The 21,819-nt window shown below is 43.7% G+C and carries 14 protein-coding genes; 5 read left to right on the forward strand and 9 right to left on the reverse strand.

The genetic code is table 11. The features are described 5' to 3' along the window. Nucleotides 1-120: 120 nt before the first annotated feature. The 3 genes from VB073_RS17450 to VB073_RS09545 all read right to left on the reverse strand — a co-directional run bounded on the left by VB073_RS17450 (nucleotide 121) and on the right by VB073_RS09545 (nucleotide 3,226). Nucleotides 121-246: a DUF6994 family protein gene (locus tag VB073_RS17450; protein ID WP_416349534.1), complete on the reverse strand. Its 126-nt coding sequence runs from the start codon at nucleotides 244-246 to the stop codon at nucleotides 121-123. Nucleotides 247-479: 233 nt separating this feature from the next. Further along, nucleotides 480-1,805, reverse strand: coding sequence for a MutS-related protein (locus VB073_RS09540; RefSeq protein WP_323403934.1), 1,326 nt, complete (start codon nucleotides 1,803-1,805; stop codon nucleotides 480-482). 26 nt (nucleotides 1,806-1,831) lie between these two features. After that, nucleotides 1,832-3,226: an ATP-binding protein gene (locus tag VB073_RS09545; protein WP_323403935.1), complete on the reverse strand. Its 1,395-nt coding sequence runs from the start codon at nucleotides 3,224-3,226 to the stop codon at nucleotides 1,832-1,834. Nucleotides 3,227-3,502: 276 nt separating this feature from the next. Between VB073_RS09545 and VB073_RS09550 the strand changes: the two genes are divergently transcribed. From VB073_RS09550 to VB073_RS09565, 4 genes are all read left to right on the forward strand, one after another. After that, complete coding sequence (locus VB073_RS09550; RefSeq protein WP_323403936.1) at nucleotides 3,503-4,426, forward strand: cation diffusion facilitator family transporter; 924 nt, start codon at nucleotides 3,503-3,505, stop codon at nucleotides 4,424-4,426. A 78-nt stretch (nucleotides 4,427-4,504) separates the two neighbouring features. Beyond that, nucleotides 4,505-5,794, forward strand: a complete 1,290-nt coding sequence (locus tag VB073_RS09555) for an MATE family efflux transporter (RefSeq protein WP_323403937.1) — start codon at nucleotides 4,505-4,507, stop codon at nucleotides 5,792-5,794. 158 nt (nucleotides 5,795-5,952) lie between these two features. Beyond that, nucleotides 5,953-6,510 carry a DUF3267 domain-containing protein gene (locus VB073_RS09560; RefSeq protein ID WP_323403938.1) on the forward strand — a complete coding sequence of 186 codons (558 nt, stop codon included), beginning with the start codon at nucleotides 5,953-5,955 and terminating at the stop codon, nucleotides 6,508-6,510. 108 nt (nucleotides 6,511-6,618) lie between these two features. Beyond that, nucleotides 6,619-7,689 (forward strand): DUF3810 domain-containing protein, encoded by a 1,071-nt coding sequence (locus VB073_RS09565; protein ID WP_323403939.1) that lies wholly within the window; start codon nucleotides 6,619-6,621, stop codon nucleotides 7,687-7,689. A 36-nt stretch (nucleotides 7,690-7,725) separates the two neighbouring features. Here the strand turns inward: VB073_RS09565 and VB073_RS09570 are convergent, their stop codons facing one another. The 3 genes from VB073_RS09570 to VB073_RS09580 form a co-directional block, all read right to left on the reverse strand. Continuing rightward, nucleotides 7,726-9,045: a TolC family protein gene (locus VB073_RS09570; RefSeq protein WP_323403940.1), complete on the reverse strand. Its 1,320-nt coding sequence runs from the start codon at nucleotides 9,043-9,045 to the stop codon at nucleotides 7,726-7,728. 205 nt (nucleotides 9,046-9,250) lie between these two features. After that, nucleotides 9,251-12,307, reverse strand: a complete 3,057-nt coding sequence (locus VB073_RS09575; protein WP_323403941.1) for an efflux RND transporter permease subunit — start codon at nucleotides 12,305-12,307, stop codon at nucleotides 9,251-9,253. Nucleotides 12,308-12,313: 6 nt separating this feature from the next. Continuing rightward, complete coding sequence (locus tag VB073_RS09580; RefSeq protein WP_323403942.1) at nucleotides 12,314-13,420, reverse strand: efflux RND transporter periplasmic adaptor subunit; 1,107 nt, start codon at nucleotides 13,418-13,420, stop codon at nucleotides 12,314-12,316. A 309-nt stretch (nucleotides 13,421-13,729) separates the two neighbouring features. On the opposite strand from VB073_RS09580, the gene VB073_RS09585 reads away from it, so the two are divergent. Next, nucleotides 13,730-14,431, forward strand: a complete 702-nt coding sequence (locus VB073_RS09585) for an SGNH/GDSL hydrolase family protein (RefSeq protein WP_323403943.1) — start codon at nucleotides 13,730-13,732, stop codon at nucleotides 14,429-14,431. 101 nt (nucleotides 14,432-14,532) lie between these two features. Here VB073_RS09585 and VB073_RS09590 read toward each other — a convergent pair whose 3' ends face one another. The 3 genes from VB073_RS09590 to VB073_RS09600 all read right to left on the reverse strand — a co-directional run bounded on the left by VB073_RS09590 (nucleotide 14,533) and on the right by VB073_RS09600 (nucleotide 21,717). Beyond that, on the reverse strand, nucleotides 14,533-15,801 hold the full coding sequence (locus VB073_RS09590) for a fimbrillin family protein (RefSeq protein WP_323403944.1): 1,269 nt from the start codon (nucleotides 15,799-15,801) through the stop codon (nucleotides 14,533-14,535). A gap of 393 nt (nucleotides 15,802-16,194) precedes the next feature. After that, nucleotides 16,195-18,912: an alpha-L-rhamnosidase gene (locus tag VB073_RS09595; RefSeq protein WP_323403945.1), complete on the reverse strand. Its 2,718-nt coding sequence runs from the start codon at nucleotides 18,910-18,912 to the stop codon at nucleotides 16,195-16,197. Nucleotides 18,913-18,933: 21 nt separating this feature from the next. Then, nucleotides 18,934-21,717: a family 78 glycoside hydrolase catalytic domain gene (locus tag VB073_RS09600; RefSeq protein WP_323403946.1), complete on the reverse strand. Its 2,784-nt coding sequence runs from the start codon at nucleotides 21,715-21,717 to the stop codon at nucleotides 18,934-18,936. Nucleotides 21,718-21,819 lie beyond the last annotated feature (102 nt).

Genomic DNA, 21,819 nt, shown 5'->3' on the forward strand with positions numbered 1-21,819 from the left:
TATAATTTAGGTGTATACTTTGTATGCCAAATGTAGTGAATAATTTCCTGATCATCAAATGTATTATGTAGAAATTACCATTCAACGTTAATATGACGTTTTTGTATCTTATCTATTGATTCATCGTGCTTGGTTTATCGTATGTTTTCCGTCAACTCTGTTGTTGGGAAATATAATGAGGGCTCCAATAGTTGAACCAGCATCAAAAAGTTTGTTTACTTCTTCTGGTATTTGTTCTGTACCGATTTTTCCATATCTCTAGTCAAGATGTTGGGGAAAAAGTTTTGATGTTTTTATCTTTTGTTTCCATCGTCGTCGTTTTCTTATTCTTTAAAATATTCTATAAATATTACTTTCATATTCGATCCGGATTTCAGAAAGTCCTGCTTCCATCTTTGCAAAGTTAGCTAATAATGGAATAGCATGCAGATAAGAAAGTATGAAATAACAGTATTGTATGCCTTACTGACCGTAACATTTTAGTTTTCCATTATTGAATTTAGAATATCCGCAATTTTTTCTTTTTTCACGATGTACATCCCCAACCTTTCATGCGAAACCCCATTTTTTAATACGTATTCATAAACTGGCTTCCCATCAATGAACTTCGAATCAAAGTATTTAAAATCAACGGTAGGTAATTGATAGAGCTTTTCTGCAACTTCGGTAATATGAGTTGAAATATAAAATGTACTTTCCTTAATTTGGGCAAATGATTCTATGATAAGTAATGAAGCATCAAATGCATCCTTGACATTTGTACCTCTAAACAATTCATCAAAAATCACAAAAAGCCTGTTTTTTTCTTTAAGTTTAATTGCTACTTCTTTAATCCTTCTTACTTCACTATAAAAATGACTGTAGCCTCTATTCAAGTTATCCGAAAGGTTGATAGTTGTAATTATCCCATTGTATATGGATATTCTCATTTTTACAGCTGGAACTGGAAATCCTAAATGAGAAATATACATGGCAATACCTAATGATCTAAGAAATGTTGACTTACCCGCCATGTTGGGACCTGTCAAAAAGCATAAGTTATTTGACTCTGTAATTTCAACATCATAAGGCACTGCATTTTTTAATAATGGGTGATGTAATTGCTGGATGGAAATAATGGGAGAAGAAGAATCAATGTAATCTACAAATGCCAGGTTATTCTCGGCGGCAACTCTACCAATTGAACAATAGGCATCAAAAAGATATATTGTTCGAATAAAATCATATAACTCATTCTTATACTTCTTTCTGAACAGGAAATCCATGCGACTAATATCTTTAAAACTAATTTTATTTGCATCCTCAATTGTCCCTAAATCTATATGATTGATAAATTCTTTTATGTAGCCTATTAACTGCGTTAACTCCTCCGGAATATCATTATTCAGTTGATAAATTAGTTTATTTATATCTTTTATTAGGTATATCAACTGCTGAACCCCCGACAGAATCAGATAATAGTCATTATTTTCAGATTTTAACCGATATGATACACTCTGAAGGAAAGCGTCAATTATGTTATTTCGTAGAGATGAAACATTTAAACGCATGTATGTCTCAATAAAATCTAATTGAGCTGAATTTATTTTTAAATCCAAATCAATGGATGAAATATAGTGTATCAGCTCACTCCTTTTTTGTAATTGTTGTAAGTCTGTCAATGGATTTCCCATTAAGGTTAGCAGACACTCTTTACCACCATTGGTCTTGGTTTTATTATAGAAACCAAATATGGAGGCATTTGATCTTCCGTCTCCAAATATTTCAAGGTCATTGATTGTCTGTTTATCTAATTCAAATTTCATCTCTTTATTTATTTGTGCCTGCGGTTCTATTCGTCAGTCTTGTGTTTTATGAACGTGAATGTAGAATCTGGCAAGTTGTTCTTTTGTGCTATCATGTCGTTGAAGAGAAACAAATAATACAACGGAATATTCAATAGTCCTTCATTGTATTCCAATCCTTTGAGTGAGAAACGCAAACTTAACTCAGGTTTGTACTTATTGCGGAAAATCCGCAAACTCTGTCCTTTAACCTGTTCACCTGATTTTACTTCTATTGGAAAAATTGTGTTGTCTTTTGAAACGACAAAATCAAGTTCGCTTTTGCCTTTTGGTTGATTAGGATGGTCAGCGTTGTTTGCCCAATAATATGCTTCATCGAAGCCAAATGAACGAAGTTGTTGTAAAACGAAATTTTCGGCAAAAGCACCACCAAAATTTGACCAGATATTGTCATCGCCAATAACGACGGAAGCGGGTAATCCTGCTAATTGTCGCAATAGACCCACATCGAGTGAATAAATTTTGAAATCAGCGTTGTTCGCGTAAAACGACAGCGGTAATCTGTTTCCATGCACGACAAGGTCGATTTTGTAAATCAAACCGGCATCGAGCAACCAATCGATTGCAAAGGCGTAATCCCTTCCTCGTGCCGATGGCTCTATCGTTTTGTACACGAACTTGTGATTTTCTTTGGCAAACTGTTGTGGAACGCTATCCCATAGGTTGCTGATTTTTCGTGATTCGGCGCTAGTGGTATGTTTACTAAAATCATCTTTATAGTCGGCAAGAATATTTTTTAAAATCATTTCTACACGATTAATATCTTTACTTTCAATCCATTCTTTGACAGCAGCAGGCATTCCTCCAACGGCTAAGTATTGCTGAAATAAATCTCGAAAATCGCTTTCAATGAGTGGCTTGCGTAAATTTTCTATTGCTTTGTGTGCCTCCTTTGTTTGATTTTGCATACCAAAAGCCCAATAAAATTCTTCTAAATCCATAGGATAAAGCCGTAATCTATTCACTTTGCCAACAGGAAACGAAGTGCCACTGTGCAAAGCGATTCCGAGCAAACTTCCCGTAGCAGCAATATAATATTCAGGTGCATCTTCTGCAAAATATTTTAAAGAGGTCAACGCACGAGGTACCTCTTGGATTTCGTCAAAAATCACAAGTGTGTCGTTCTGACTAATTGGCGTGTTATGTTTTAACGATAGATAGTTAATAATGCGTTTCGGTTCAATATTACCCTCAAACAGAGCGAGTAATTCAGCATCCGCTTTCTCAAAATTTACGTGTATTATATTTTTGAAATGAACCTTACCAAAAAGAGCCTCAAGCAAGTAGGTCTTTCCGACTTGTCTTGCTCCCTCTAATAGCAGTGGTAGGCGTTTTTCGCTATTTTTCCACTCCAATAATTGTTGCAATAATTTTCTTTGCATAATAATTTTGGATTGATATTCCGACTGTGAAGATATAAAAAATCACATTATTAGTATTAATAATGTGATTTTATTTCTAAAGTTGTGGGGTAACCTTATAAATGGGATGTGACCATTGGAATCTAACTCCATGAGAATGACAAAAAATATGACTATTCTTCACAATAAGATAGAATGAATTGTATTTGGGTGTAATAGGAATACCGAAAAAGTCGCTGCCATTTATTCACATTCATCTAAAATGACTACTTTTGTTGGCTCTTAAGCATGGCTGCAATGAAAAAGAATCCACTGCGTAAATTTATATATCTCTCTATTGCCGCTGCAATAGTCACCATTCTACTGAAATTTTACGCTTATTTTGTGACCGATTCGATGGGGTTTCTGTCGGATGCGCTGGAGTCATTTGTAAATCTGTTTGCGGCGATCTTTGCTTTGGTAATGCTCAACATCTCACTGAAACCGGCGGATAAGGAACATGAGTTCGGACATAGTAAAGCAGAATATTTTTCTAGTGCGGCGGAAGGGGCACTTATCCTGATCGCTGCTTTCACTATTATTTGGTCGGCTGTCCCACGGCTTATCGATCCTCGGCCGATAGAGAATATCAACACCGGTCTGCTCTTTTCTTTGTTGGCATCATTGGTGAATCTGGGAGTGGGACTTACATTGATTCATCAAGGAAAAAAGAGGAGTTCCCTTCTGTTGGAAGCCGATGGGAAGCATTTGCTGACCGATGTGTGGACTTCGGTGGGTGTGATTACGGCCATCGTGATCGTGAAATTTACCGGCTGGTTGATTGTCGATCCTATCATTGCCATTCTGGTGGCACTCAATATCATCTACACGGGATATAGGTTGATAATGCGTTCTGCCAGCGGGTTGATGGATGCTTCCCTGCCTGAAGAGGAGGTGGAAAAGATTACTTCCTACCTGGATTCACTGAAAGAGCAACAGATTGAATACCACTCACTGTTAACCCGGGCTGCCGGTCGCCGCAAATTTATCGCGATGCATGTGCTGGTTCCGGGTAAGTGGACGGTCAAACAGGCACACGATCGTGCGGATGAGATAGAGCAAACCATCGTGAATATGTTTGACGAGCCGGTGACGGTTCATACCCATCTGGAGCCAGTGGAAGATCCTGCGTCGATGAAGGATATCGGTATCGACCGGCAGGAGATCGACTGGAATCCATAAAAGAGAAATCGGCCAACCCAGAGAGATAATAGTAGGCAAATTTCCGGTATATCGTCTTTTTGGTGTAATTTTGCCCTAATGGACAAAAAAATCTTCAGGCTTGCCCTTCCCAATATTATCACCAATATTACCGTTCCCCTACTTGGGATGGTAGATATTGCCATTGCCGGTCGGCTCGGATCGACTGTCTATATCGGTGCCATCGCCCTCAGTGCGAATATCTTCAATATGATTTACTGGAACTTCGGTTTTATCAGGATGAGTTCCAGCGGTTTTGCCTCCCAGGCATTGGGTGCCCGCAATTTTCCGGAGGTGATGAATGCTTTTATCCGTTCACTGGTAATTGGCCTGGGAGTAGGATTGCTTATCATACTCCTGCAATACCCTATCGGGATGTTGGTTTCCAGTCTGATACAATCTGGTCCTGAATCGGCCGAGCATGTGATGACCTATTTTCATATCGTCGTATTTGGAGCTCCTGCGGTGTTGGGGTTGTATGCCTTCAATGGTTGGTTTATCGGTATGCAGAACGCGAGGATCCCGATGATGATCGCTATCCTGAATAATCTTCTCAATATTCTCCTGAGTATCTTTTTTGTGTTCGGTATTGGTATGAAAATCGAGGGGATCGCCCTCGGAACAACACTTTCCCAAACCATCTCCTTCATGGTGGCCGCCGCCTTCTGGTGGAGATATTATCGCCGGCTACGCAAATATATCCGTAAGGAGACGATTTGGGACAGGCATGCCATACGCCAATATTTTAGGGTGAATAGTGATATTTTTGTCCGCACCTTTTTGTTGACACTGGTGACTACCTTCTTCACCTTTGCCTCTTCCGGGATGGGTGAGACCATACTGGCTGTAAATGCTTTGTTGATGCAGTTCTTCATGCTCTTTTCCTATTTTATGGATGGCTTTGCCTATGCGGGCGAAGCGCTGACCGGCCGTTTCATCGGGGCAAAGAACCGGATGTATCTGCAATGGATGGTCCGCAGGATTTTCTTCTGGGGATTGATGGTCAGCCTTGCGGCAGTGGTGATCTATATGTTCTTCCCCGATCCGATCCTGCGCATCATGACCAACGACCTCGATATTATTGCGTATACCAAAGAGTTTATGTTCTGGACGGTATTGATTCCCATCGTCGGCTTCGCTGCTTTCCTGTGGGATGGCATCTTTATCGGGGCGACCGCTTCCACAGAAATGCGGAATGCGATGATCCTCTCGTCTGTGGTCTTTTTTGCCTGTTACTTTATCATGACCCCTTTATGGGAAAATAATGGCCTCTGGTTGTCCTTTATCCTCTACCTTTTAGTGCGGGGTGTTACACAAACATTTTGGGCGAAGAAAGCACTTCGGTTTTAGGTGGATAGGTGGACAGGTGAATAAAAATGCCATTAAGTGTTGTCCCTACACAACAATTTATATCTTTGTGGTGTGAAGGTCGAAGTACAATCAAGAAATTCTGAAATTGAAAAACAGGCTTCAGATAACGCTGTGAGTTTAATTACATCATTTTAGCAATGGATATTTTTGAGGATTACGAAAAGGAGAAGAGAACGATCAACCTGTATGCGGCAAATGGAGTGGCACTGGCCATTACCGCTGCTGCGGCGGCATTTTTCGGTGTTGCTTTTTACTTCATCTGGAGGCCGCAGCACTTCCTATCAATACAGCAAAGTTTGTTGTTTGCTTTGATATTCATTGCGGGAATTGTTGTGCATGAACTGATTCACGGTTTTTTCTTCGGCTTATATGCCAGAAATGGCTTTAAAAGCATCCGTTTTGGAGTGATGTGGCAGATGCTTACTCCTTACTGCCACTGTAAAGAACCCTTGAAGGTGAAGCATTATTTCCTCGGAGCGTTGATGCCGGCGCTGTTGTTAGGGATTATCCCGGCGGTGATAGCGCTTTTTAACGGCAGCGGAATGATGTTGCTGTTTGGTATTATCTTTACCGGTGCTGCTGCAGGCGATTTTATGGTGGTCTGGATGCTGAGAAAGGAACATCCGGAGAGCTATGTGCAGGATCATCCGTCGGAGGCGGGGTGTTTTGTGTTCCGTAAGAGGGGGAAAGTTTGATATGATACGATGTGTAAGAATCCGATAAAATTCCCACCGGTGCAAGTTGGAAGTTTGATCCTGTTTGAGGTGTAAGTTTTGGCCAGAAATGAATACTTTTACAGTCTGATGAGAGAACGTAGAGACAAAATACCGAAGCGACAATTTGTGCTTTTGTTGATTATTGCAGTTCCACTCTTTGCGATGATCTTTCTGTTTAGCCTGAGCACAGCGCTATCAGAATGGTATATGCATGTGATTTACCCGGTTATAGCAATAGTACTATCCTTTGTATCTAACCTTTTGCCCTTTTCGCTATACGATATTTTCCTGATCGTAGCGGTATTGTTATTGGTCAGATTGATCGTTTTGGTTATTATACGTAAGATTTCTTTTTCGAAATTCCTTTTCCGATTGATCCGGTTTGTGACGGTCATCGTTGTCTGGTTCTATTTTGGATGGGGAATCGCATACTTCCGGGAAGATTTCTACCATCGGAACGATGTAGTGGAGAAGAAGTTTGATCCGGAGGTTTTCAAGGAGTTTGCAGTACGATTTATTGACCATGCAAACCTTTGTTATACCGATTGTGTAGACATGGATAAGAACGATATCAGGAGTGAAATAGAATCATCATATCGGCTATTACACGAGTCGTTAAGGATATCATACCCCAACGGAAAGAGGAAGCCCAAGCTGATGATGTTCGAAACAGTCTATTCGAAGATGGGTGTTTCGGGGTATTTCGGACCCTTTTTGAATGAGATCCACGTGAATAATTATAGTCTGAATTTCAGTTATCCTTTCACTTTGGCGCATGAAATGGCACATCAGTTCGGTATTGCCAAGGAATCGGAGGCGAATCTGTATGGATTTGTAGTATGTAGCAGTAGTAATGACAAAAAAATCCGGTATAGTGCGTATGTATCCACGATCAGGTATGTGTTGAACGATATACGGCGTTTTCTTCCTGAAGAGTATGAATCGTTAGCTTCAACTATCCGACCGGAGATTATTGCCGATCTGCGGCGAAACAGGGAGCATTGGCTCGCAGCAAGGAACGAATCACTGTCTGATATGCAGGACAGGGTATATGATGCTTATCTCAAAACAAATAAAATCAGTTCCGGACAGGCCAATTACTCCGAAGTTGTTGGATTACTGATTTCAAACTACGATATTTTAAATCCTTCACCCTAAAATCTTACATCTAACATCCCACATCTTAAATCCCAACTACTCCAAATATTCCCCGATCTTCCCGCTGATCTGTAACAGTGAGATCTCGTAGAGTTTGGTCCTGTATTGCGCGGTGAGAAGGCGTTGTTCTGCTTCGAGCAGGCTGTTTTGTGCTTCCCTCAGCTCTAATCCGGACAGGTCGCCGATCTTGTACCGTTCCATGGCGATCTCGTAATTCACTTTGGCATTGTGCAGGCTTTCGCGTTCCAGGTTGGTCAGTTCTATGTTATTCTGATAGGACAACCACATATTGGCAAAATCGCTTTCCAGCCATAATTTGTTTCTCTGCACCTGTAATTCACGATTCTGTACGGTGATTTCGGCATTTTTTTGTTCCCTTTTTCGATTGAATCCGTCGAAGATCGTATAGCCGAGGGTTACCCCCACACTTGGTCCCCATGTGCGTTGCCTGTCGAGTGTGCCGGTGTTATAATCATAGTGGGTAAAACCGTAGCCGGCATTCATCCGAAGGTAGGGATAATTGTGGCTTCTCAGGTTTTTCAGGTCCAGTTCGCTCAATGTCTTGTTTTTCCCGCTCAGCAGCAGGCTTGTGTTATGCTGCATCGCCTGGTTAAACAACTCTTCTTTAGAAAGGTCGGCATCAAAGAGAATAGTGGTATCTTTTGCCAGGAAGTGTTGCTCCACATCCCCTCCCATCAGTTCATTCAGCCGAATCCTAGAGCTATTGAGAGTTTCGTACTGTTGGATAAGCAGGGAACTGTCGGCATTGAAATAGACCCTCGCCTGTTGCAGGTCGAGTTGGGAAAGTGATCCCACCTGATAGCGTGCTTCCACGATGCGTAACCGTTCTTTGGAAAGAGATACTGCATACTGAAGATTTCCAAGTCGTATCTGTTGTTGCACATAATTGTAGTATTCCGCTGTGAGGTCGGCCACGAATCCTTCCACCGCCAGCCGTGTGTTCAACTCGCCTATGGATTGCAACTCTTTCAGCCGTTTATAGTTTGTCTGTATCCGAAACCCTTCGAAGAGAGTCCAGTTGAGGTTTAGTCCGGCATCCAGCGTCTGTGTATTTGAATTACGAGTTTCTATTGTCCCCTCTCCATTTACAGGATATTGGTCAGCATTATTACTACGAAGATTATAACCCGAATTCAGGCTGACTTGCGGCAGGAATCCGGCATTCCCTAATGTGACATTATTGTCCGAGATCAGTTCTTCATTGCGTACGATACGCAGATCATAATTATTTTCCAACCCGATCCTCAGACATTCCTGCAAATCCATTACTGGCTGCGCGAACGCAGCAGATGCAATCAGGAGAAAGAGTAGTATCGGTGTATTTTTTATTGTCATATTGTTCGGTTGTTATTCGGTTGTTATTCAGTTGATGTTCAGTTGTAATTCGGTTGTGTTCAGTTGTTGTTCGATAGTTGTTCGATTGTTATTGAGTTACGTGCGAAGCACGAATAACAGCGAAGCTGAATTACTATTGAACTACATGCGAAGCATGAATAACTACTGAATAACGGCGCAGCCGAATAACAATAAAATCATCACATCAATTTTCCTCTTTCCTTTTCAGCCTTCTTTTCAGTTTTACTTCCCTGTCAGTAGAGAGATAGACATACATTGTCGGGACGATATAGAGGGTGAATAGGGTAGAGATAAGCAATCCGCCCACTACGGCTGTACCCATGGCGATCCGTCCATTGGCACCTTCACCGCTGGCGAACATAAGCGGCAATAATCCGAGTACTGTAGAGATACTGGTCATCAGGATGGGACGTAGCCGCTGTGTGGAAGCATCGATGATGGATTGGAGTTTACTCTCTCCGGCACTCTGCCGCTGGTTGGCAAACTCCACGATAAGGATCCCGTTCTTGGTCACCAGCCCGATCAGCATGATGATACCGATCTGACTGTATATGTTCATCGTAATCCCGAACATCCACATGAACAGTAAGGCACCAAAGAGCGCTAGTGGCACAGAGAACATAATGACGAATGGGTCTTTGAAACTCTCGAACTGGGCTGCCATCACAAGGAAGATCAGCAGGATTGCAAGGCCGAAAGCGAAAAACAGACTCGAGGAACTCTCCCTGAAGTTCCGGGATTCACCTTCCAGTGCCGTCCTGAACGAATCGTCCAGTACTTCGGAAGCAATTCTGTCCATCTCTTCCAATCCTTCACCGAGGGAATAACCCGGAGCCAGACCCGCGGTAATGGTCGCGGAGTTGAATCGGTTGTAGCGGTAGAGTTGGGGAGGGGCTACCGATTCTTCCAATCTCACCAGATTGTCCATCTGGATCATCTGATCTGACTTGTTCTTGATATAAATGGCTTGCAGGTCGATCGGCGTGTTGCGTTGCTGGCGGTTGATCTCACCCAGGATCTGATACTGCTTCCCGTTCATATAGAAATAGCCCATCCGCTGGCCGCTCAACGCATATTGCAATGTTTGACCGATGTCACGTGTACTTACCCCTAATATGGCGGCTTTGTTACGGTCAATAAGTATTCTTGTTTCCGGCTTGGTGAACTTCAAATCGACATCGCTCATCTGGAAATAAGGGCTGGCGTTTACTTTTTCCATAAAGGGAGGGATAAACTCCTGTAGCTTTTCAATGTTGGGTGCCTGCAGAATATATTGTATCGGCATACCGGCACGGCGTCCCCCGAAAGTGGATTGCTGTTGTACAAAAGCACGGGCCGCGTTTTCATTTTTTACAGCACGAGTGAGGGCTGCGGCTATCTCCATCTGGCTGCGTTCGCGCTTGTTCATGTCGGGCAACACTATCCGTACCATGCCAAAAGTGCCGCGGGTCATATTGATGTTGGATTCTCTTTCCGGTGCGATGGAGTCGGCTATTTGTGAAATACGCTCGTTATAGTCCCTGATAAATTCGTAGGTAGCCCCTTCCGGAGCGGAACTCCGGATCATAACTATGGAGCGGTCTTCAAGGGGAGCCATTTCAGAGGCGATGGTATTCCAGAAGATAACGATAAATATTCCAGAAACGATGATAACCGGTAATACAAGCCATTTGTGACGTAAGAAGGCCCTCAGTGAGGTATTGTAGATATTATTCAATCCATTGAAAATAAATTCAGTCTTTTCATGCAACTTATTCTTTTTCCGTTTTGAGGTGAGCATCTTCGAGGATAGCATCGGCACGAAAGACAGTGCAGCAAAAGCGGAGATAATAAGTGCGCCGGATATCACAATACTGAACTCACGGAACAGACGGCCGGTCATCCCTTCCAGAAAGACAATCGGGAAAAATATTGCTACCAGGGTAATTGTTGTTGAAATTACAGCAAAAAAGATCTCTTTCGAACCGACGATGGATGCCTCTTCCGGATCCATTCCACTTTCTACTTTCTGGAAGATATTCTCTGTGACCACGATGGCGTCGTCTACTACCAGTCCAACCGACAAAACGATTGCCAACATCGACAAGACGTTGATGGAGAATCCTGCCAGATACATTACAAAGAAGATGCCGATCAGCGAGATCGGTATTACGAGTGCAGGGATCAGTGTCACTCTCCAGTTCCTTAAGAAAATAAAGATGATGGATACCACCAGGATAAAGGCGATGATCACAGTCTCTTCTACCTCGCTGATGGAAGCACGGATAAACTTTGTGTTGTCGAACGCCACGTCGAGGGTCACATCCTGGGGAAGATCTTTTTGCATCTGCTCCATGCGGACCCTCACTTCGTCGGCAATATTGATCTGGTTGGCGCCCGGCTGCGGAATAATCACGCAACTCACCATTGGCACCCCGTTTCTCTTGAGGATATTCTGCCGATCGGCTGCATCCAGTTCGGCATATCCTACATCGCGGAAGCGTATGACCCGGAAATCATTCTCTACCAAAATGAGATTGTTGAATTCTTCGGGTGTCTGCATCAATCCCATCGTCCGGATGGATTGTGATATCTGGTCACCCTCGATACTACCGGAGGGAAGTTCGACGTTTTCCCTGTCCAGCGCATTTTTAATATCCAGGGGAGTGACATTATAGGCGGCCATCCTGATGGGGTCTAACCATAAACGCATGGCATAGCGGTACTCTCCCCAGATCTCCACCGCACTCACATTAGAGATGGTTTGCAACCGCTCTTTGACGGTGAGGTCGGCGATCTCAGAGAGCTCCAACATGGAGCGGTTGGGACTTTGTACGGTAATCTGCATGATGGGATCGGAGTCGGCATCGGCTTTCGACACCGTCGGGGGATCGACATCACGGGGAAGGTATCTTTGTGCGATGGAAACTTTGTCCCGCACGTCGTTTGCGGCGGTTTCCATATCCACGCTCAATTCAAATTCCACCGTGATCCTCGCGCTTCCCTGACTACTACGGCTGGTCAACGAACGGATACCTGGTATACCATTGATATTTTGTTCCAGCGGTTCGGTGATCTGGTTCTCTATCACCTCCGCATTGGCACCGGGATAGGATACCTGTACGGTGATGATAGGGTTGTCCACGTTGGGATATTCACGGATGGGTAGACTGGTATAGCCGATCAATCCGAAGATGATAATGATCAGCACCAACACCGTAGCCAATACCGGCCGCTTTATACTTAATTCCGATAGGTTCATCTCGTTTTAATCTGTGCTGTTTTCAACCATTTGACTGATCTGTACCGGCATCCCGCCTCGTAACTGCATCACACCAGTAGTCAGAAGGGTGTCGCCCATGTTCAGGCCACTGATCACCTCGACCGATGAGGGGGTACGCATGCCTATGATAATCTCTACCTCTCTGGCCTTGCCATTGTCGTATAGATAAGTGATATCACGTCCCATCTCCTTTACGGTGGAGATCCCCGGGATGACGATGGCATTGTCTATCTGATTCAGGTTGATCCGTACGTCGGCGGATTGACCCGGCTTGATCTTCCCGTCTGTATTGGGATAGCGGGCACGGGCGAAGAGGCTGAGCGTCTTCACGTCCAACCTCGATTCTATAGCGTAAACTGTGGCATGGTATTCCGACAGGTCGTTTGCTACTTTGAATGAAATTTGAGAGCCAGGCTTGATCTTGCTCAGTATATTCTGGTTAAGAGAAAATTCGATCTTCAGTGGTGATATCTTGGTGAGGCTAGTGACTACGACCGAAGGAGAAGCATATGCTCCTTCACTCACCTGCCTCAGCCCGATCATCCCGTCGAAAGGAGCCCTCAGTTCGGTTTGCCGGATACGGGCCTTCACCAGCTCTATATCAGCTTTCAATGTCTCCAGTTGGGTGGCAATCGACTGGTAGGTTTCCTGGCTGATGGCATCTTTTTCTAACAGTGTCTGTTGCCGGTAGAGCCTGTCTTGTGCCAGCGGCAACTGGGCTTCGAGTTTCTTGAGCTCGGCCTGTAGGGGAGCATCATTCACTTTGGCGAGTAGTTTCCCTTTTTGTACGAAGGAACCCTCCTCAAAATAGATGTCAGTAATCTTACCCGAAGATTCGAATGTGAGATTTACCTCCTCGTCGGGTAACAACACCCCCGTAATGCTGAACATATTGTTGAGGGTCTGGGGTTTCAGTACCGTGGCGTTTACCATAAGTGCCGACCTGCTGTTTCCGGCGGGAGCAGTACGCTGAATAGGCTCATCTTTCTGATTTCCTGAAATAAATAATTGCTTGATCTTTGGGAAAAATGCCATCCCCAAAATTAAAATTGCGATGGAGGCAAAAACAGTTATTTTCGTATTCCTGTTCATATAATTGTGTTACTCTTTTAGTCGTAGAACAATGTGGAAATGACATATTATTAGATTACTGCCTGAACCAGTTAATAAATCGTCACCTCAAAATTCTTATTGATAGCCCTGATATTACAGGGTAAAAACCTTCCAAAATTACCGATTAAAATAGAGAAAAAGTAGCGCTTATACTGATTTTAGTTTTTTTTAGCCCTAATAATCGATGTATCGTTCAAATAAATCGATGAATTTGTCCTTGATCAGGAATTAAATAACTATTTTTGACATTCGAAAGAGTAATTCAATAGGATTAAAGAAATAAACAAGATGAATGTAAAAAGATTATTTTTCTCGCTAATATTCGTGATGAGTAGCATATTGTTGTTAGAAGCGCAGGATTGGGCTAATCTGAACCGTTTTAGGGAAGATAATGCGAAGTTGGGACCTGCCAAAACGTGTGATAACCGGGTAGTTTTTATGGGTAATTCCATTACGCAGGGCTGGATAGAAAAGGTGCCCGAGTTTTTTGAAGGTCGTGCCTATATTAATCGGGGGATTAGTGGTCAGACTACACCTCAGATGTTGCTTCGTTTCCGTCAGGATGTCCTTAATTTATGGCCCAAAGTGGTGGTAATCCTTGCCGGAACGAATGATATCGCGGGTAATACGGGGCCATCGACGCTGGAGATGATCGAAGACAATATCCATTCTATGACCGAATTGGCGCAGGTTCACGGTATACAGGTGGTGTTATGTTCCGTTCTTCCTGTATATGACTATCCGTGGCGCACCGGGTTGGAACCGGCTCCGAAGATTGTGGAACTGAACAAGCGTATCAAAGAGTATGCCGCTATGCGTGGAGCAGTTTATTGCGATTTCTTTTCAGCTATGGCTGATGAACGTAACGGCTTACCTAAGAATCTGTCGGAAGATGGGGTGCATCCTAACAAAGAGGGGTATGCCATTATGGGGCCTTTAGTGGATAATGCCATTGCACGTGCATTTCTTATGTGGAAAGAATTCAAATAATTATTTTTCAGTAGAATATTTTTTGAGATTACAGTGAATGTGTCCAATCCTTGCGGAATACCACAAGAATTGGACACATTTTTATCCTTTTCCATTGTTGATCATTTAAACTGATATCCTTTCACATCTCTTAAGGCAGGTACTGAATAATAGGCATTAAGGTTACCTTTGAGGAGTACCTTCTTGCCAATATTGTCAGGATTGTCGGGGATATTCAACGCTGCTTTGATGGAGCCCGTAGAAGGCAAATTTACCGGGATCATTTTCCCCGTATCGGTTTCACCAGGAGTATCAGCCAGTGCGATATTGTTTTGCTTTGCCCCATCCGCACTGGGAAGAAATTTGTTGATACTTCCGTCGAATGATCCCACGATAAAACCTTCCACCCACACACCCGTTTTTCCCTGGTTATTTTTTACTTCCGCTACGGTGTAGGGGGCTCTCTGTGATCCTTTGATAAGGGGAGGGTTTTCTTCTGTACGGTCTGCAGTCATATTTTCTGTTAAGCCGGTTGTCCAGTCCGTTATATTTCCTCCGGTAATCATCACGGATTCATTGCCGAACAACGTAACGTTGTAGGTGTATTTGGTTGATTTTTGGAAAGCGTTTATATTGAGAGCTTCCGATAAAGATAATTTATATACTTCAAACTCTTCTCCGATAATGAACCATAGGTGCATACCCGACAGGTTGTTCGTGGGAAGCAATATCGCTTCGACAATCGACTCTGCGATATTGATCTTTAACTCCACATCCCCGAGAGCGGAGGCAGAAGATAAAGTCCCTGTCACCAAATCGAAGGAGGCTTTGGTTGCCGTGTTGGAGATGATCACTGACAAATCATTTAAATTGAACGCCGTACCATGGTTTATGTTCAGTACTATTTTGGACAACTGATGTGTAAACAACATGTTCACATTCGGATTGCCTGAACTGACACCCTTGGCATTGGTAGAGTATAACAGGTCGATATCGGCTTGTACCGACTGATTACTCAGGTCAACGTCATAAGAGAAATTGGTAATCTCTTTACGATAGGGATAATAGCCTATCAAATCGACACTGGAACCATTGAACGGAAAAATAATCTGATCCGTTTCATCAGTAGGTTCGAAAGAAGAACTGCCTGAAGTTACATACTGTGCATTCTTTTTGAGTGCAGAGGAGTTGAGTGTTTGCCCTGCTTTTACCATATAAATGCCGATAGCATCGTCTTTATCCCAGGAGGAATTGGAGGCACGGGTGGTTAACCCGTTAATTTCAGCTTTTAGTTGGAGTGGTTTTCCTACTTTGTTGGAATCTATCGTGTCTCCTTCGCACGAACAGATGGCAATGCAGAGTAACAGCATTACGAAATTTTTAGCTTTCATGATGGATAATTTTGATGTGGTGTGGGAGTAAACCTGTTAAGGTGAACTTCAAATAGCATAAAAGAATCTGTAATAATGGCGATAATTTACGGTAAAGGGATACAAATTGCGCGAATCAATTAACGCTGACAATACTCATACACCGTATTACAATTATTATACGGCGAAAAAGATAATCTGTTTGAGCCCGAATGGACTTTTCTGTAAATAAAACTATCTATGTGTCAGATAGATATAAATATTGTCTACAAATTTAATGAATATATAATAAGGGCCAAATGTTTTAACTGAAAAAATTAAAACAATTGGCCCTTTTGATTAATTTATAATGGTTCTAAATAATATTTGTGATTTAGGAATTACATTTTACATCCTACATCTAAAATCTCAAATTCAATTATTGAGTTGATAACTTCCCGAGCCTAATTCTATCTCAATTCCGGTTTCTGTTTCAGTTACATTTCTCACCCCTTCTCCAGTTGGTGTAATAATATTCAGCGCTTTTGGTAACCTGATAACTGCCGAACTATTTCCCGGGATGGTGATATCCCAATGGAACGTGCCATTTTCTTTTTTCCATTCACTTTTTATCTCACCATAAACGGATTTATAGGCGGCTTTTACATGTGACAAGCCTTCGGGGAATTTCGGTTCCATCAGAAGTTTTTTGTAGGCTGTTGTTTCGGGGTGGTTTTTGATACCTGCCAGATCTTCGTAAAACCAGATAAGCAGATCACCCAGTAGCATGACGTGATTGGCAGAGTTCATTGCCGGATCGGCCGTATCTCCGTTCCACAGTTCCCAGATAGTTGTCGCTCCTTTTTCAATCATATATCCCCAACTGGGATAGGTACGATTGGAAGCGATCTTGTAGGCCAGATTCACATTTCCATGTTCGGTTAGCCCGCGCATAAGGTGCTGAATTCCCAATACTCCTGTACTTACGTGTCCGTTGAAATCCACTTCCGTTTTCCGTACTATATTGCCGAATACTTTTTTCTCGTATCCTTCCGGCACCAATCCTAGGCGGAGTGAAAGCATATTGGCTGTAACAGTATTATTATCATACAACGCTGAGTCAACGTTAAAGAAGCGGGCATTATAGGCATCCTTTAATCTCGCTGCCAGCTCTTTATATCCGGGTATATCACCTTCGTTTCCGGTAATCGCGGCAAATTCGCACATCAGGTCCAGCAGACTGTAATAGACTGTGGTACTCAGTACAGGACCAGCGGTAGTGCGCGACGGGTCACGAGAATGGATGAGTTCCTGCGATTCGGGAGGCATACACCAGTCGCCATAGGTATCTTTGGTAAGGACATAATCCTGCATGGATACCTCCTGGATATGTTCCATGTAGCGTTTCATGGAAGCATAATGTTTTTTTATCGGTTCGGTATCTCCATAATTCTGCCATAACATCTTTGCACCGTAAAAATAGGCTGCCGGCCAGGTAACGTCGTCGTTGAATATGGTCCAGTATCGTGGAGATACATCGGAAATAGAACCCTGGGGACTTTGTGAGTCTTCGATATCCTGTAACCATTTGCTATAGAGAAGCGCATTATTGAAAATAAAAGATTCTCCGAAGCAACCGGTAGTACGATCTCCCAACCAACCCTGTCGTTCGTCGCGTTGTGGACAATCGGTGGGCATATTCCTGTAGTTGCCGCGGATACCCCAGTAAGCGTTTTTGAATATCTGGTTGATGGTTTCGTTGGAAGTTTCGAATTGTCCGGTGGTCTCCATCTCATCATAGATTACTTTTCCGGTAAAACTCGATAGTTCTGGCTGGTAATCTAACCCGGAGATCTCTACAAAACGGAATCCATGAAAGACGAAAGAGGGTTCCCAACTGAACTCTCCATCTTTTACCGGGGTATAGATATCCGTAACTTTTGCACCTCTGAGGTTTGCCATATATAGTGTGCCATCAGGATTGAGCAGCTCTGCGAAGCGCATGGTGACAGGCTGATCCTTTTTTCCTTTAAGTCGGTTGATGGTTACCCAGCCCACCATATTCTGACCCATATCCATGATAAATTTTCCATCGGCCAGTTTTGTGATGGATACAGGCTTTACTTCTTCCATCACCCGGATACTCGGGTTCGGTTGCACGGTGAGTTTCCCTTTGGGTGCATCCATGATGTCAGCCTGTTTCCACGCTGAATCGTCATAGTCTGTTTTATCCCATCCGGGAAGTTCCAATCGGGCATCATATTCTTCTCCATCAAATTCATTGTTGGCAATGATAGGACCTTTGGAGGTCACTTTCCAGGAATTGTCGCTGACAATCACATCCGTTGAGCCGTCGCTGTATTCAATCTCCAGTTGTGCCAGCAGACGGGGCAATCCAAACATGATGCTCCAGGCGTCACGCATGCCGAAATAACGGCCGTTTCCTAATTTCACCGCAAGCATGTTGGTGTTTTTCCCAATCAGAGATGTGACATCATAGGTGTTGTAATAGACTTTTTCGGGAAACCAGGAAACCGCGGGCGCCAGTACATCATTCGAAACGCGCTTCCCGTTGATATAAGCTTCGTGGGCACCTTGTCCCGAAATATAAAGTACGGCCCGTTTGGGCTTTTGTTTACTATCGAATGGTTTTCGCAGATAACGGGCAGCCAGTCGGGTATTTTTTTGATTGGTCTCACCTGGATTGGAAAGTGCATTTTCACCGATCCATTGTGCCTTCCAACCCGAATCCGGTAAAGTCATCGACCAGTGGTTGATTTTGCTCCATGCTGTCTCTCCCTGGTTGGTGCTTATCTTTACCCGCCAGTAGTATACATCTCTTGGCGAAAGGTTTTCCCCGCTATAGGGAACCAATATGGAAAGGTCACTTGGAATAACTCCGGAATCCCATAACAGATTTGTTCCTTTTTTTAGATCCTGCTCCGATCGGGCCACCTGAATCTGATAAGTTTTTTGTTGCAGATCGGGTTGACCGGAAGTAATCTGCCAGGAAAATCGCGGAGTTGAGGTACCCAATCCCTGTGGATTTTCCTGCATTTCTGTTTTCAGTGATTCGATTTTCACCGTTGCACCCTGACACCCTGCCACTAGTATAGACAGGGTAAGTCCGATTAAAAAATAGATGTGTTTCATTTCGTTGAATCGTTGAATTGTTTAATTGTTGAATCGATATTTTCCAGCGGGGACTTCAAACAGGATATAACCCTCTTTTTTGCCTTTTTCCTTTACATGTTCAGCGTTTACAGATACTGCATTCTTGTTATCGTCGGGGAATAGTATTGTGGCGGTACAGTTAGGTGGCACCGTTACGTTTAGTACGGTCTTTCCATCTTTCCGCTTCCACTCCGACTCGATCAATCCTGCGGGAGAATCGAACGAGGCCTTCGCTTCCGAGATTTGTGTTTCGGTGAATTTCGGTACCCGTACTTCAAATTTCCTGAATCCGGGAGCAGCGGGATCTCTTCGGATACCTGCTACCCCGTCGATATACCACGCTCCGGGATAGAGAAAGGAGCTGTGCAGGAGTGAATGTCCCGGTAAATCTTTTTCCCACATTTCCCACATGGTAGTAGCTCCGCTTTCACGCATAAGTCCCCAACTTGGATAAGTGGTCTGGGATGTCATGGAGAAGATAAGATCATCACTTCCCTCTTCACGCAATACTTTGAAGAGCATTGCTCCTGCGGTAATTCCCACATCGATATGTCCCTTTTTATTGACAAGGATCTCTTTAGTCAGGCTCTCCATCACTTTAGGGCGTAATTCCGCGGGCATGATATTACCATAGAGGGAGGCTGAAAGGCTACGCATCGATCTGTCGGAGTAATTATGATCGTTCGGGTGATAATATTTTAAATGAATGGCTTTAGATACCCTTTCTGCCTGTCTTCTCCATTGATCTGCTTCCTTCTCTTTTCCGATCGCTTTTGCAATCTGTGTCGCCGTTTTCAGGTTATATATCCAATAGCAGTTATTGAAGAAAAGGTTCTCATCGGAATTGTTGTTCATCCCCTGTGATGTAGCTCCCGGCCAAAGCCAGTCGCCCAGAAAGTCCCATTGTCCTCCATATCTTTTGAGCATATCATTTTCGACATGGGTGTCGAGGAACTCTAACCACCCTTTGATCATCTCGAAATTCTCTTCAAGCACCCGTTGGTCTCCGTAGTGTTGATACATGAACCAGGGAAGGGTGACCACGATGCCACCCCATGCCGGCCCGCCTCCTCCATGGTAGGTGGGTGCTGTCTGGGGCAGTATACCTCCCCCCAGTATCCTGCCGCTACCTTCCTTCTTACGTGCCCACGACGGATCATTCATATTTCCTACCATCGGTTCCGTACCCTGTACATCACGCCAATCCTCCAGCCATTTAGTATAGAAAGCGCCCAGTTTGTAGTTGAAGAGACCTGTTTCGGAAGTAGAGTGAGCATCACCTCCATACCCGAATCGTTCGCGTTGCGGACAGTCGACAATAAATCCACCAAGAGAGAGATTTTCGAAAGTCCATTTTACTGTATTGTAGATCCAGTTCTGCAACGGATCGGAACACTCGAATCTGGCTGCATCATCGAAAGCGGTACGTACCATCCACCCTTTGATCTCCTCTTTTTTCGGAGCTGATTTCAGCCCTTTGATCGTGATCCATCTGCCCGAACTGTAATTGAAGCGGTTTTCGAATATTCCTTTTCCTGACGCCCCGATTACGTAAGAATTCATTAGCCCGAACGTGATATCATTCTGTTCCCTTTCCGAAAAAAGGAAATGAACGGTATCACCGGGATTGCCCTGTACCGAAATCTGTGTCCATCCCGCGAAATTTAGTCCCATATCCACACGGTAACTACCGTCGGAGCGCGCCTCGATGAAGGTAGGATGGATTTCATCCATCAATTTATTGGTCTCTACCTGTTGGGCTGATAGTGTCAATGCCGGAGTGTATACTGTGGCATGTTTCCAGTCACTGTCATTCAGGTCGGTCAGGTTCCACCCTTTCACCTCTTTATTGGCATCCCAGAATTCACCTCCATATCCGCCTACACCAAATCCCCAGTTGCCGGTCAGCCTGTTGGGACTCGGATGGGTTTTCCACGACTCGTCGGTTGTGATCCTGATTGGTTTTTGACCCTTCTTGCCATGGATGTCCGTTTGGGCAATCACGAGGGGAGTGCGTGGCTTATCGGGGGTCGCATAAGGCCCGAAGATAGACCATGAAGTTCCCAGCCACAAAGCAATGACGTTGTTTCCCGGAGTCAGTGCGGATGCAATATCGTAGGCGATATAACGAGCCCGCTTGGTATGATCCGTAACTGCCGGTGCCAGCAGATGATCGTCTATTCTTTTTCCGTTAACATATACTTCATGATATCCTACCGAAGCCACAAACAGGGTTGCTCTGGAGGGTTTCACCTTTAATTCGAATGTTTTACGGAACCAGGGATCCTGCATCTTGTTAGGCCCTTCTGCGGGATTATATGCCTCATCTGTCCCGATCCATTCCGCCGTCCATTCCTCCTGCGAGAATAATCCGGTGCTCCATTCAGCTGTCTCACTGTAAGTCGATTCATTGCTGTTTTCATCTTTTACAGTTACTTTCCAGAAATATTGCTGGTCAGACTCCAGCGGCTTACCATCGTATGCAATCAGTTGCATATCATCCGACAACACCCAGCCCGAATCCCAGATATCCCCTTTTTTCTTATCCAATCCTTTGACAGAACTACTCACAAGAATACGGTATGCAGTCTGCCGTTGTCCGTAAGCCGATTCATCCGTGGGTTTTAATACCCAGCTAAAACGTGGACTTGCTACATCTAATCCTGTTGGGTTGGTCAGATATTCGCAGGTTAGATTGACGGGAATAACCGATGATTGTTTACTCCCAAAAACCGTTATGACGGTGAGGACTGAAAAAATCGATAAGAAGAGTATCCGTTTCATTTGTTTAGATGTTTAGAGAATGGACAATTGAGAATGACTTATTTTCTAATTCGTCTCATTGGCACATTGGCACATTGGCATATTGGCATATTGGCACATTGG

The sequence above is a fragment of the Proteiniphilum sp. genome (assembly GCF_034927365.1).
GTDB lineage: Bacteria > Bacteroidota > Bacteroidia > Bacteroidales > Dysgonomonadaceae > Proteiniphilum.

What these genes read in the sequence shown, in the direction of transcription:
- VB073_RS09565 (WP_323403939.1), top strand. Translation starts at nt 6,619, where the DNA reads ATGAGAGAACGTAGAGACAAAATACCGAAGCGACAATTTGTGCTTTTG.
- VB073_RS09570 (WP_323403940.1), bottom strand. Translation starts at nt 9,045, where the DNA reads ATGACAATAAAAAATACACCGATACTACTCTTTCTCCTGATTGCATCT.
- VB073_RS09555 (WP_323403937.1), top strand. Translation starts at nt 4,505, where the DNA reads ATGGACAAAAAAATCTTCAGGCTTGCCCTTCCCAATATTATCACCAAT.
- VB073_RS09600 (WP_323403946.1), bottom strand. Translation starts at nt 21,717, where the DNA reads ATGAAACGGATACTCTTCTTATCGATTTTTTCAGTCCTCACCGTCATA.
- VB073_RS09575 (WP_323403941.1), bottom strand. Translation starts at nt 12,307, where the DNA reads ATGAACCTATCGGAATTAAGTATAAAGCGGCCGGTATTGGCTACGGTG.
- VB073_RS09580 (WP_323403942.1), bottom strand. Translation starts at nt 13,420, where the DNA reads ATGAACAGGAATACGAAAATAACTGTTTTTGCCTCCATCGCAATTTTA.
- VB073_RS09545 (WP_323403935.1), bottom strand. Translation starts at nt 3,226, where the DNA reads ATGCAAAGAAAATTATTGCAACAATTATTGGAGTGGAAAAATAGCGAA.
- VB073_RS09540 (WP_323403934.1), bottom strand. Translation starts at nt 1,805, where the DNA reads ATGAAATTTGAATTAGATAAACAGACAATCAATGACCTTGAAATATTT.
- VB073_RS09585 (WP_323403943.1), top strand. Translation starts at nt 13,730, where the DNA reads ATGAATGTAAAAAGATTATTTTTCTCGCTAATATTCGTGATGAGTAGC.
- VB073_RS09590 (WP_323403944.1), bottom strand. Translation starts at nt 15,801, where the DNA reads ATGAAAGCTAAAAATTTCGTAATGCTGTTACTCTGCATTGCCATCTGT.
- VB073_RS09550 (WP_323403936.1), top strand. Translation starts at nt 3,503, where the DNA reads ATGAAAAAGAATCCACTGCGTAAATTTATATATCTCTCTATTGCCGCT.
- VB073_RS09560 (WP_323403938.1), top strand. Translation starts at nt 5,953, where the DNA reads ATGGATATTTTTGAGGATTACGAAAAGGAGAAGAGAACGATCAACCTG.
- VB073_RS09595 (WP_323403945.1), bottom strand. Translation starts at nt 18,912, where the DNA reads ATGAAACACATCTATTTTTTAATCGGACTTACCCTGTCTATACTAGTG.